The sequence below is a fragment of the Streptomyces sp. 2131.1 genome, assembly GCF_900105515.1.
In the GTDB taxonomy this organism is placed as follows: Bacteria; Actinomycetota; Actinomycetes; order Streptomycetales; family Streptomycetaceae; genus Streptomyces; species Streptomyces drozdowiczii.
Map to the genome: position 1 here is coordinate 5317494 of NZ_FNSY01000001.1, position 12084 is coordinate 5329577.

The following is a 12084-nucleotide window of genomic DNA, read 5'->3' on the forward strand; positions in this document are numbered from 1 at the left end:
CGCACCCCCTGACCCCGGCGGGCAGGGGGCGCATGGCAGGGTGAGGGGCGACGGCGGGGCGGAGACCGGGCCCGGCCGGAGCGCTTCGGAAGGCACCCCGTGGACCAGATGTCACTGCTGCTCCTGCTGCTGCTCGGAGCCGTGGTCACGGTTCCGCTCGGCGACCGGCTGAAACTGCCCGCACCGGTCCTGATGACGCTCTTCGGGGTCGTGCTGGCCTTCGTCAGCTTCGTGCCGAACGTGGACATCCCGCCGGAGATCATCCTCCCCGCCCTGCTGCCCCCGCTGCTCTACGCCTCGGTGCAGCGGACCTCCTGGCGGCAGTTCGCGGCGAACAAGCGGCCCATCTTCCTGCTGGCCGTCGCCCTGGTCTTCCTCACGACCGCCGCCGTCGCCGCGGTGGCCCACACGATCGTGCCCGGGCTGCCGCTGGCCGCCGCCGTCGCGCTCGGCGCGCTCGTCGCCCCGCCCGACCCGGTCGCCGCGACCGCCGTCGCCGGCTCCGTCGGGCTGCCCCGCCGGCTCGTCTCCATCCTGGAGGGCGAGGGGCTCTTCAACGACGTCACCGCGATCGTTCTGTACCACGTGGCCATCGCGGCCGCCGTGAGCGGGACCTTCTCGCTGCCCGAGGCGTTCGGGCTGCTCGCGCTGTCCGCCGTGGTCGCCATCGCGGTCGGGATCGCGCTCGGCTGGCTCACCATCAAGCTGATGGGCCTGCTCGGCGACGCCACCCTCCAGGTCGGACTGACCCTGCTGGTGCCGTTCGTCAGCTACGTGCTCGCCGAGGAGCTGATGGGCTCCGGCGTGCTCGCCGTCCTGATGACCGCGATCTTCCTCGCCGAGCACACCGCGGACGCCGACGACGTCCTCGGCCGGCTCACCGGACGCACCTTCTGGGAGATCGTCGACACCCTCGTCACCGGGATCGCCTTCGGGCTGATCGGCCTCGAACTGCACAACGTGTTCGGCACGGCGGACGGCCGGGAGCTGGAGATGGTCGGCTGGGGCCTCGCCGTCGTCGCGGTCGTCGTCGGCGTACGGCTCCTCTATCTGCTCCCGGCCACCTGGCTGGCCAAACGGCTGCACACCCGGCGGGACGTCAGCGAGGAGATCCCCACCAGCTGGCGGGAGACCGTCATCATGTGGTGGGCCGGGATGCGCGGGGTGGCCTCCGTGGCGCTGGCCCTCGCGATCCCGCTGGAGACGGACGACGGCAAACCGTTCCCCGGCCGCGACGAGATCGTCTTCATCGCGTTCTCCGTGATCATGGTGACCCTGGTCTTCCAGGGGCTGACGCTGCCCTGGCTGGTGCGGAAGCTCGGGGTGCGCGCGGACACCGACGCCGAGGCGGCCCTGGAGAAGGACCTCGCGATCCGGGCGGCCAAGGCGGCCCGCCGACGGCTCAAGAAGATCGAGGAGACCGAGGACCTCCCCGAGGACGTCGTCGAGCGGCTGCACCGGCTCGCGTACGACGTGGGGGCGCGGATCAGCCCCGAGATGGTCGACGACGAACGGCGCGACGCCTACGCCAAGCGCGTCGAGCGGTTCCAGGCGGTCAGCCGCATCCAGCGCGAGATGATGTCGGCCGCCCGCCACGCGGTGCTCTCCGCCCGCAGCGAGCCCGGCTCGGACCCCGAGGTCGTCGACCGGGTCCTGCGGCAGCTGGACGTGCGCAGCCTGCGCTGAAGGGGCTCAGCCACGGCCCGTGCGCGGTGTCCTGTTCCAGCTGCTCATGGACTTCTCGTCCCGGCCGTTCAACGACACCGCCGGCCACGCGTCGCCGGGCGGGAGCACGGCGGGGGCCGTCGCCACCCGCGGCAGCGCGTACGGGTGGTGGTCGCGCAGCCAGCCGATCATCTGCTCCCGGACCGCGCATCGCGCCGTCCAGATGTCGTCCGCGTCCTTCGCCGTGACCACCGCGCGCACCTCGATCGTCGTCGGCGTGGTGTCCGTGACCGCCAGGGACCAGTTCCGGCCGTCCCAGGCGGCGCACTCGCCGAGGATGTCCCGCAGCTTGTCGCGCATCGCCTCGATCGGCGCCGAGTGGTCGAGATGGAAGAAGACCGAACCGGTCATCTGCACACCGCCGCGCGACCAGTTCTGGAACGGCTTGCCCGTGAAGTACGAGACCGGCATCGTGATCCGCCGCTCGTCCCACGTACGCACCGCGAGGAAGGTCAGCGTGATCTCCTCGATCGTGCCCCACTCCTCGTCCACCACCACCGTGTCGCCGATCCGCACCATGTCGCCGAAGGCGATCTGGAGTCCGGCGAAGAGGTTGCCGAGCGTGGACTGCGCGGCGACACCGGCGACGATGCCGAGGAGTCCGGCCGACGCCAGCATCGAGGTGCCGACGGTCTGCATCGCGGGGAACGTCAGCAGCATCGCGGACACCGCCACGGTCGCCACCACCGCGATGACCACTCGCTGGATCAGCGTCACCTGCGTGCGCACCCGGCGCACCCGCGCCGGGTCACGGTTGTGGGCCGCCGCGTAGCGCGCGTACACGGAGTCGACGACCGCGACGGCGATCCGCACCACCAGCCAGGCCGACGCCCCGATCAGCACCAGCGTCAGCATCCGGGCGATGCCCACCCGGTGGTCCCGGACCGCGCCGAGCCCCGTGTGGGCGTACGTACCGCGCAGCAGCGCCGCGCACATGACCAGCTGGAACGGGATCCGGCAGCGCCGCAGCATCCCCCACAGCGGGGTCTCGTGGTGACGGGCGTCGGCACGCCTGAGCAGCAGATCGAGCAGCCAGCCCGCCGCCAGGGTGATCACGATCGCCCCGCCGAGGACGATCAGCGGCCGCAGAACGTTCTCCATGCTGTCGCTCTCCATCCTTTCGAACGCAACTGGCACCATGGGCCTCATGAACATCATGCTTTTCCACTCGATGTACGGTCTGCGCCCCGCGGTCCACGCGGCAGCCGACCGGCTGCGCGCCGCCGGGCACGAGGTGCGCGTGCCCGATCTGTTCGAGGGGCACACCTTTGATTCGGTGGAGGAAGCGGAGGCGTTCCGGGAGGAAACGGGCAAGGAGGAGCTGCTGAAGCGGGCCGTGCTGGCCGCCGCGCCCTACTCCGACCAGGGCCTCGTGTACGCGGGCTTCTCGCTCGGCGCCTCGGTCGCCCAGACCCTGGCGCTCGGCGACGAGAAGGCGCGCGGGCTGCTGCTTTTCCACGGCACGTCTGACATCGCCGAGAACGCCTCGGTGGACGAACTGCCCGTGCAGCTGCACGTGGCGGACCCGGACCCGTACGAGACCCCGGACTGGCTGAACTCCTGGTACCTGGACATGCAGCGGACCGGGGCGGACGTGGAGGTCTACCGCTACCCGGGCGCCGGGCACCTGTTCACCGACCCTGAGCTGCCGGACTTCGACCGGGAGGCGGCGGAGCTGGCCTGGAAGGTCGCGATCGGCTTCCTCGCCACGCTGTGACGCGCGAAGGGCTCCGCGCGGATCGCGCGGAGCCCTTCGAGGGATGCGGGAGGGTCAGCCCTTCAGCGCGGCGGTCATCGCCGTGTTGTAGTCCTCGACCGTCATCGGTGCGTTCTTGCCGTCGCCGCCGGTGATCTTCTTGCCGTCCATGACGAGGGTCGGTGTGCCCGTCACGTCGTCCTTGTTCTCGTCGAAGCTCTTGGACATCTTCAGGGCCCAGGCGTCGTACGTGCCGTCCTCGACGGCCTTCTGGAAGTCCTTGTTGCCCTTGAGGTCCTTCACCGAGTCGGCCACCTTGATCAGGTAGCTGTCGTCCTTGAACTTGTCGTCCGACTCCTCCGGGTGGAACTCCGCCGAGTACAGGGCGCTCTTGTACTCCAGGAACGCGTCCGTGCTCACGTTCAGGGCGGCGCCGAGCGCGCTCAGGGCGTTCTTGGAGCCCTCGCCGCGGTTGCCGATGACGCCGTCGCCGAGGCTGTCGCCGTCGATGAACGACGCGCCTATGTACTGGATCTTGTACTTGCCGTCCGCGACGTCCTTGGTGACGGTCGGGCCGACGGTCTGCTCGAACGAGGCGCAGATCGGGCAGCGCGAGTCCTCGTACAGCTTGAGGGTCTTCTTGGCGCTGTCCTTGCCGATGACGACGGTGGTGCCGTTGGTGCCCGAGGTGTTCTTGGGCGCGACCACCGTCTTGTCGTCCTTGAGGGCGTCCCAGTGGTCCGGCTTGTTCAGCTGCGCCACCGCGAAGCTGATGCCCGCGACGACGGCGAGGCCGGCGACGACCGAGACGCCGACGACGACCTGCCGGCGGGCCTTGTCCTTCTTCGCCTGGCGCTCGCGCTCCGCGCGCAGCCGCTCGCGGGCGGCGGACTTGTTGGCGTGGTTGTTGCGCTGGCTCATGGTGGTGTTCTCCGTGGGGTGTGGGTCGTACGGTCCGGGGTTCGCATTGCTCAGAGGGCACAGGCCCCGAGCGGCGGACCCCTCCGTCCCACGGAGTGCACGAGCAGGCGGGCGTGGGCCGGCGTGCGCGGCCCGGACACGGCGGCGAGCGCCTTGCGGTGCACGGAGCGGCCGGCCGTGCCCACCACGGCCACGGCGATCAGCAGCGGGCGGAACGCCATCAGCGCGCACGCCCCCAGCAGCCCGGCGAGCGCCAGCTCACCGCGGTGCAGCCAGACGGCGGCGAGCAGCCCGACCGTGACGTGGGCGGCCAGCAGCAGCCAGGGCATCAGCGGACCGGGGGAGGCGAGCAGTGCGGCGGCGCCCCGGCCGCCCGCGGTCACCGAGGCCAGCGGGGTGCCGACGTCGCCGAGCTGTGCGGTGCCGACGTCGCCGCCGCCGCACAGGACGTCCACGCCGACCGAGCGCAGGGGGCCCGCTATCGGGCCGCCCGCCGCCCCGTAGCAGAGGTGCTGGCCGCTGGTGAAGAACGTGTCGGCGGCCAGCTCCAGCGGGACAAGGAGTCCGGCGATCGCCCCGAAGCCGCGCTGGCGTCCGGCCAGCGCGTAGGCCGCGGCGAAGACGGCGACGGCCAGCACGGCGACGGGCACCAGCGGCAGCGCGACCTGCGAGAGCAGGACGTGGGACGCGGCGGAGAGCGTCACGACGAGCGCTGTGAAAAGCGCCGCGCGTGCCGCTCTGAGCTGCGTCCCGGATATGTCCATCGCCCAGGAGTGTCGCATGCGAACCTGTAAGCGACCCCTAAAGGTTCTGTTTCTTGGGCGGCTACAGACCCGGGATGCGGCCGTTGCGGAAGAGGTCCACGAAGATCTGGTGGTCCGCGCGGGCCCGCGCCCCGTAGCTGTGCGCGAAGTCCACCAGGAGGTCCCCGAAGCCCTCCTCGTCGGCAGCGATGGCCGCGTCGATCGCGCGCTCCGTGGAGAACGGGACCAGCGAGTGGCCGCTCTCGTCGTCCGCCGCCGAGTGCATCGTGGCCGTGGCCCGGCCGAGGTCGGCGACGACCGCCGCGATCTCGTCGGGCTCGTCGATGTCGGACCAGTCCAGGTCGACCGCGTACGGCGAGACCTCGGCGACCAGCTGGCCGGCCCCGTCCAGCTCGGTCCAGCCCAGCCACGGGTCGGCATGGGCCTGGAGGGCGCGCTGCGAGATCACCGTGCGGTGGCCCTCGTGCTGGAAGTAGTCGCGGACGGCCGCGTCCGTGACGTGCCGGGAGACGGCCGGGGTCTGCGCCTGCTTGAGATAGATCACGACGTCGTTCTCCAGGGCGTCGCTGTTGCCCTCCAGCAGGATGTTGTACGAGGGCAGGCCCGCCGAGCCGATGCCGATGCCGCGCCGGCCCACGACGTCCTTGACCCGGTAGGAGTCGGGCCGGGTCAGGCTCGACTCCGGCAGCGTCTCCAGATAGCCGTCGAACGCGGCCAGCACCTTGTACCGCGTGGCCGCGTCCAGGTCGATCGCGCCGCCGCCCTCGGCGAACCGGCGCTCGAAGTCGCGGATCTCGGTCATCGAGTCCAGCAGCGAGAACCGGGTCAGCGAGCGGGCGACGCGCAGGGCGCCCAGGAGCGGGCCCTCGGCGGTGTCGAGGGTGAACGGCGGGACCTCGTCGTTCTTGGCGCCCGTCGCCAGGGCGTGGATGCGCTCCCGGTAGGCCGCCGCGTAGATCCGGACCAGCTCGGTGATCTGCTCGTCGCCCAGCGCCTTCGCGTACCCCAGCAGGGCGACCGAGGCGGCGAAGCGCTTGAGGTCCCAGGTGAAGGGGCCCACGTACGCCTCGTCGAAGTCGTTCACGTTGAAGACGAGGCGGCCGTTGGCGTCCATGTAGGTGCCGAAGTTCTCCGCGTGCAGGTCGCCGTGGATCCAGACCCGGCCGGTGCGGTCGTCCAGATACGGGCCGCCGTGCCGCTCGCGCTCCAGGTCGTCGTAGAACAGGCAGGCCGTGCCCCGGTAGAACGCGAAGGCCGAGCCCGCCATCTTGCGGAACTTGACCCGGAAGGCGGCCGGATCGGCCGCCAGCAGCTCACCGAAGGCGCTGTCGAAGACCTCGAGAATCTGCTCCCCGCGCCGCTCCGCGCCGGTCTGCGTGTCCGACATCTCTGGGTGCCTCCTGGTACCTGGCCTGGCTGATGACGTGCATGACAAAAGGGACGGGTGGCCCCGTCCTTCCAACGCGCGACCGTATCGCGGAGTGCCCGTCGCCGCGCTCCTCGGAGACGTAGACTTCCACGCTGTCCCCCCAGACATCCCGAGACGTCACCCGTCCCGTCATCCACATTTCCCCGGAGGCACAGCGCCGTGACCAAGCCGCCCTTCACGCACCTTCACGTCCACACCCAGTACTCGCTGCTGGACGGTGCCGCGCGGCTCAAGGACATGTTCAACGCGTGCAACGAGATGGGCATGTCCCACATCGCGATGACCGACCACGGCAACCTGCACGGGGCGTACGACTTCTTCCACTCGGCGCAGAAGGCGGGCGTGACGCCGATCATCGGCATCGAGGCGTACGTCGCGCCCGAGTCGCGCAAGCACAAGCGGAAGATCCAGTGGGGGCAGCCGCACCAGAAGCGCGACGACGTCTCCGGTTCCGGTGGTTACACCCACAAGACGATCTGGGCGGCCAACGCGACGGGGCTGCACAACCTCTTCAAGCTGTCCTCGGACGCCTATGCCGAGGGCTGGCTCCAGAAGTGGCCGCGTATGGACAAGGAGACCATCTCGCAGTGGTCCGAGGGTCTGATCGCGTCCACCGGCTGCCCCTCCGGCGAGGTCCAGACGAGGCTGCGGCTCGGCCAGTTCGACGAGGCGGTGCAGGCGGCCTCCGACTACAAGGACATCTTCGGCGAGGGGCGCTACTTCCTGGAGCTGATGGACCACGGCATCGAGATCGAGCGCCGGGTCCGCGACGGGCTCCTGGAGATCGGCAAGAAGCTCTCCATCCCGCCACTCGTGACGAACGACTCGCACTACACGTACGCCTCCGAGGCGACCGCTCACGACGCCCTGCTGTGCATCCAGACCGGCAAGAACCTCTCCGACCCGGACCGCTTCCGCTTCGACGGCACCGGCTACTACCTCAAGACCACCGAGGAGATGTACGGCGTCGACTCCTCCGACGCCTGGCAGGAGGGGTGCGCCAACACCCTGCTGGTCGCGCAGCAGATCGACACCGCCGGGATGTTCGAGAAGCGCGACCTGATGCCGAAGTTCGAGATCCCCGAGGGCTACACGGAGGTCACCTGGTTCCAGGAGGAGGTCCGGCTCGGGATGAACCGCCGTTTCCCCGGCGGCGTCCCCGAGGACCGGCAGAAGCAGGTCGAGTACGAGATGGACATCATCATCCAGATGGGGTTCCCGGGGTACTTCCTGGTCGTCGCCGACTTCATCATGTGGGCCAAGAACAACGGCATCGCGGTCGGCCCCGGCCGAGGCTCCGCGGCCGGCTCGATCGTCTCGTACGCGATGGGCATCACCGACCTCGACCCGATCGAGCACGGACTGATCTTCGAGCGGTTCCTCAACCCCGAGCGCGTCTCCATGCCCGACGTCGACATCGACTTCGACGAGCGCAGGCGCGTCGAGGTCATCCGGTACGTCACGGAGAAGTACGGCGCCGACAAGGTCGCCATGATCGGCACCTACGGCAAGATCAAGGCCAAGAACGCGATCAAGGACTCCGCCCGCGTCCTCGGCTACCCGTACGCCATGGGCGACCGGCTCACCAAGGCCATGCCCGCCGATGTCCTCGGCAAGGGCATCGACCTCAACGGCATCACCGACCCCAGCCACCCGCGCTACAGCGAGGCGGGCGAGATCCGGGGGATGTACGAGAACGAGCCGGACGTCAAGAAGGTGATCGACACCGCGAAGGGCGTCGAGGGCCTGGTCCGGCAGATGGGCGTGCACGCCGCCGGCGTCATCATGTCCAGCGAGCCGATCGTCGACCACGCCCCGGTCTGGGTGCGCCACACCGACGGCGTCACCATCACGCAGTGGGACTACCCGCAGTGCGAGTCGCTCGGCCTCCTCAAGATGGACTTCCTGGGGCTGCGCAACCTGACGATCATGGACGACGCCATCAAGATGGTGAAGTCCAACAAGGGCATCGACCTGGAGATGCTCGCCCTCCCGCTCGACGACCCCAAGACCTACGAGCTGCTCTGCCGCGGTGACACGCTCGGCGTGTTCCAGTTCGACGGCGGGCCGATGCGCTCCCTGCTGCGCCAGATGCAGCCCGACAACTTCGAGGACATCTCCGCCGTCTCGGCCCTCTACCGGCCGGGCCCGATGGGCATGAACTCGCACACGAACTACGCCGAGCGCAAGAACGGCCGCCAGGAGATCACCCCGATCCACCCGGAGCTGGAGGAGCCCCTCAAGGAGGTCCTCGGCCTCACCTACGGCCTGATCGTGTACCAGGAGCAGGTGCAGAAGGCCGCCCAGATCGTCGCCGGGTACTCGCTCGGCGAGGCCGACATCCTGCGCCGCGTGATGGGCAAGAAGAAGCCCGAGGAGCTGGCGAAGAACTTCGTGCTCTTCGAGGCCGGCGCCAAGAAGAAGGGCTTCTCGGACGCGGCGATCAAGGCGCTCTGGGACGTGCTGGTCCCGTTCGCCGGGTACGCGTTCAACAAGGCGCACTCCTCCGCGTACGGCCTGGTCACCTACTGGACCGCGTACCTCAAGGCGAACTACCCCGCCGAGTACATGGCCGCCCTGCTGACCTCGGTCAAGGACGACAAGGACAAGTCCGCGGTCTACCTGAACGAGTGCCGGCGCATGGGCATCAAGGTGCTCCCGCCGAACGTCAACGAGTCGGAGTCCAACTTCGCCGCCCAGGGCGACGACGTGATCCTGTTCGGGCTGACGGCCGTCCGCAACGTCGGCCAGAACGTCGTGGACTCGATCATCCGGTGCCGCAAGGCGAAGGGGAAGTACAGCACCTTCCCCGACTTCCTGGACAAGGTCGAGGCCGTCGTCTGCAACAAGCGGACCGTGGAATCGCTCATCAAGGCCGGCGCGTTCGACGAGATGGGCCACACCCGCAAGGGACTCGTCGCCCACCACGAGTCCATGATCGACAACGTGGTGCAGGTCAAGCGCAAGGAGGCCGAGGGGCAGTTCGACCTCTTCGGCGGCGGCGAGGAGGACAGCGACGAGCCGGGCTTCGGGCTCGACGTGGAGTTTTCCGACATCGAGTGGGAGAAGTCCTACCTGCTGGCCCAGGAGCGCGAGATGCTCGGGCTCTACGTCTCCGACCACCCGCTCTTCGGCATCGAGCACGTCCTGAGCGACAAGTCGGACGCCGCGATCTCGCAGCTCACCGGCGGCGAGCACAGCGACGGCGCGATCGTCACCATCGGCGGCATCATCTCGGGCCTCCAGCGCAAGATGACCAAGCAGGGCAACGCCTGGGCCATCGCCACCGTTGAGGACCTGGCCGGTTCCATCGAGTGCATGTTCTTCCCCGCCACCTACCAGCTGGTCTCGACGCAGCTCGTCGAGGACACCGTCGTCTTCGTCAAGGGGCGCCTCGACAAGCGCGAGGACGTGCCGCGCCTGGTCGCCATGGAGATGCAGGTCCCCGACATCTCCAACGCGGGCACCAACGCGCCCGTCGTCCTGACGATCCCCACCGTCCGGGTCACCCCGCCCATGGTCAGCAGGCTCGGTGAGGTGCTGAGCAGCCACCGGGGCGACACCGAGGTACGCATCCGGCTCCAGGGCCCCCGCAAGACCACGGTGCTCCGGCTCGACCGGCACCGGGTGAAGCCGGACCCGGCGCTCTTCGGCGACCTGAAGGTGCTGCTCGGGCCGTCCTGCCTGGCGGGCTGACTTCCGTTCACGCGAACGGGAGGGGCGGCTCCGCTCGCGCGGGGTCGCCCCTCCCGGTGTGCCGGCCCAGGGCCTTTCCGGCCGATCAGGGCCGGACAGGCCCTCACGGGAGTCCGGTCAGTTGTGGCCGAAGCGCCGCTGATGCTTGCGCGCAACATCGGCAGGGCTGCCCTGCGCCTGCGACTCCATCGAGCTCCGCGCCTCGGTGGCCGTAGCGCGTGCCTCCTGAGCACCGCGCTCCGACTGCGAAGCGCGGTCCTGCTGGCTGCCCTGCTTGCGGTTCTTGTTCTTGGCCATGGTGTTCCTCCTGTAAGGACTCTCGGGGCCAGGACACCGTCAGATTCACATAATCGGATAAACATCGCATGTCGGATCATTACCGTGCGTAGCGGCGAGGTATGATGCGCGCTTTTCGCGATCCGCCACGCCGATGATCGAGTTCCGGCCGTCAACCCCGGCGCCGTCGGGCAGACTCGAAGGAACCTTGAGAAAACCCGATCCCGAATGCCTGGAAGAGGGTGGAGCGCGTGGACCGTTGCGTCGTCCTGGTGGACGCCGGCTATCTGCTGGGCGCAGCCGCGAGTCTGCTGGCAGGAGAGCCCGCCCGGTCCCGCATCACCGTCGACCACGCGGCCCTCATCCAGCAGCTGCGCGAGCGCGCCGAGGCCGACACCGAACAGCCGCTGCTGCGGATCTACTGGTTCGACGGCGCCCCCGACCGCGTCCCGCAGCCCGAGCACCGCAGGCTGCGCGTCATGCCCCGGGTCACGGTCAGGCTCGGAGCGCTCACCCGAAGTGACGGACGCTGGGCGCAGAAGGGCGTCGACGCCGCGATGCACGCCGAGCTGACCGAGCTCGCCCGCAACCGCGCCTGCTCCGACGTGGTCCTGGTCACCGGCGACGGCGACCTGCTGCCCGGCCTGATGTCCGCCAAGGAGCACGGCGTCGCCGTCCACCTCTGGGCCGTCCAGGCCGCCGACGGCGACTACAACCAGTCCGAGGACCTGGTCGCCGAGGCCGACGAGCGCCGCGTCCTGGACCGGGCCTGGATCACCCAGGCCGTCCGCGCCAAGGAGACCGGCGGCGCCTGCGCCCCTGCGCCCGTGACGCGCCCCGAGATCGCCGCGATCCTCTCCGCCCCGCTGCCCGAGTCGGCCCTCGCCGCCTCCGCCGAGCGCGCCGCCCGGGCCTCCGCCCGGGCGGAGGAGGCCCCCGACGACGAGGAGGCGGCCCCCCGGCCCGACGAGAGCGCCGCCCCGCCCGCCCACGGCCACGGCTCCAAGGGCGTCCCCACCCCGAAGGACCTCGCCGGTACCCTGCGCGGCCCGCTGGGCCAGCCCGAGCGGCCCCCGGCCCCGCAGCCCGCGGCGACCCTGCGCTGGTCGTCGGACCGGGGCTGGGTGGAGCGCGGCGGCCCGCTGGGCGAACCCCCGGAGACCGCGTCGCTGCCCACCCTCGCGCAGCTCACCAGCGCCGAACAGCGCTGGGCCGACCGCGAGGAGGACATCACCACGGTCGGCGGCGACCCCTTCGAGGTGGGCCAGGTCTTCGCCCGCCGCTGGATGGAACGGCTCCCGGAGGCCGGCCACCTGCCGAAGCTCTCCGTCCTCTACCCGCGCATCCCGCACCGCATCGACGGTGAGCTCCTGCGGTACGCGGCCCGCTTCGGCCTCCTCGCCCACAAGGACGACCAGATCGACGAGCACGACCGGTACGCGATCCGGGCGGGCTTCTGGCGCGAGATCGACGTACGGGCGGCGGCCGACCACGCCCCGGCGGCCGAGCGGGCGGCGGAGAAGGCCGGGAAATCCGGGGCCGCCGGAGACTGAGGCCACATTCGGCCGAGGACCGCT

9 protein-coding genes are annotated in these 12084 nt (G+C 70.1%); 4 read left to right on the forward strand and 5 right to left on the reverse strand.

Annotated elements, in window-relative coordinates; translation table 11 throughout:
• The first annotated feature begins 99 nt into the window (after window positions 1-99).
• Window positions 100-1686, forward strand: coding sequence for a Na+/H+ antiporter (locus BLW14_RS23905; RefSeq protein ID WP_093709237.1), 1587 nt, complete (start codon window positions 100-102; stop codon window positions 1684-1686).
• Window positions 1687-1692: 6 nt separating this feature from the next.
• Here BLW14_RS23905 and BLW14_RS23910 read toward each other — a convergent pair whose 3' ends face one another.
• Window positions 1693-2826, reverse strand: coding sequence for a mechanosensitive ion channel family protein (locus BLW14_RS23910; protein WP_093710834.1), 1134 nt, complete (start codon window positions 2824-2826; stop codon window positions 1693-1695).
• Window positions 2827-2863: 37 nt separating this feature from the next.
• Between BLW14_RS23910 and BLW14_RS23915 the strand changes: the two genes are divergently transcribed.
• Entirely contained in the window at window positions 2864-3442 is a 579-nt protein-coding gene (locus tag BLW14_RS23915) for a dienelactone hydrolase family protein (protein WP_093709238.1), read from the forward strand.
• A gap of 54 nt (window positions 3443-3496) precedes the next feature.
• Here the strand turns inward: BLW14_RS23915 and BLW14_RS23920 are convergent, their stop codons facing one another.
• From BLW14_RS23920 to BLW14_RS23930, 3 genes are all read right to left on the reverse strand, one after another.
• Complete coding sequence (locus BLW14_RS23920) at window positions 3497-4342, reverse strand: thioredoxin domain-containing protein (RefSeq protein ID WP_093709239.1); 846 nt, start codon at window positions 4340-4342, stop codon at window positions 3497-3499.
• A gap of 50 nt (window positions 4343-4392) precedes the next feature.
• Window positions 4393-5106 carry a hypothetical protein gene (locus BLW14_RS23925; RefSeq protein ID WP_177154240.1) on the reverse strand — a complete coding sequence of 238 codons (714 nt, stop codon included), beginning with the start codon at window positions 5104-5106 and terminating at the stop codon, window positions 4393-4395.
• A gap of 61 nt (window positions 5107-5167) precedes the next feature.
• The gene (locus BLW14_RS23930) at window positions 5168-6493 is read right to left on the reverse strand and encodes a DUF2252 domain-containing protein (protein WP_093709241.1); all 1326 of its coding nucleotides are present in this window, start codon (window positions 6491-6493) and stop codon (window positions 5168-5170) included.
• A gap of 201 nt (window positions 6494-6694) precedes the next feature.
• On the opposite strand from BLW14_RS23930, the gene dnaE reads away from it, so the two are divergent.
• On the forward strand, window positions 6695-10231 hold the full coding sequence (gene dnaE, locus BLW14_RS23935) for a DNA polymerase III subunit alpha (protein WP_093709242.1): 3537 nt from the start codon (window positions 6695-6697) through the stop codon (window positions 10229-10231).
• 117 nt (window positions 10232-10348) lie between these two features.
• On the opposite strand, the gene BLW14_RS23940 is transcribed toward dnaE, so the two are convergent.
• Window positions 10349-10528 carry a hypothetical protein gene (locus tag BLW14_RS23940; RefSeq protein WP_093709243.1) on the reverse strand — a complete coding sequence of 60 codons (180 nt, stop codon included), beginning with the start codon at window positions 10526-10528 and terminating at the stop codon, window positions 10349-10351.
• Window positions 10529-10749: 221 nt separating this feature from the next.
• Here BLW14_RS23940 and BLW14_RS23945 point away from each other — a divergent pair, with 221 nt between their 5' ends.
• A complete protein-coding gene (locus BLW14_RS23945; protein WP_093709244.1) occupies window positions 10750-12060 on the forward strand; it encodes an NYN domain-containing protein in 1311 nt (436 codons plus the stop codon).
• Window positions 12061-12084 lie beyond the last annotated feature (24 nt).

Bases quoted from the DNA above. Each gene is read 5' to 3' on its own strand.
- BLW14_RS23915 (WP_093709238.1), top strand. From the start codon at position 2,864: ATGGGCCTCATGAACATCATGCTTTTCCACTCGATGTACGGTCTGCGC.
- BLW14_RS23930 (WP_093709241.1), bottom strand. From the start codon at position 6,493: ATGTCGGACACGCAGACCGGCGCGGAGCGGCGCGGGGAGCAGATTCTC.
- BLW14_RS23920 (WP_093709239.1), bottom strand. From the start codon at position 4,342: ATGAGCCAGCGCAACAACCACGCCAACAAGTCCGCCGCCCGCGAGCGG.
- BLW14_RS23940 (WP_093709243.1), bottom strand. From the start codon at position 10,528: ATGGCCAAGAACAAGAACCGCAAGCAGGGCAGCCAGCAGGACCGCGCT.
- BLW14_RS23925 (WP_177154240.1), bottom strand. From the start codon at position 5,106: ATGGACATATCCGGGACGCAGCTCAGAGCGGCACGCGCGGCGCTTTTC.
- BLW14_RS23910 (WP_093710834.1), bottom strand. From the start codon at position 2,826: ATGGAGAACGTTCTGCGGCCGCTGATCGTCCTCGGCGGGGCGATCGTG.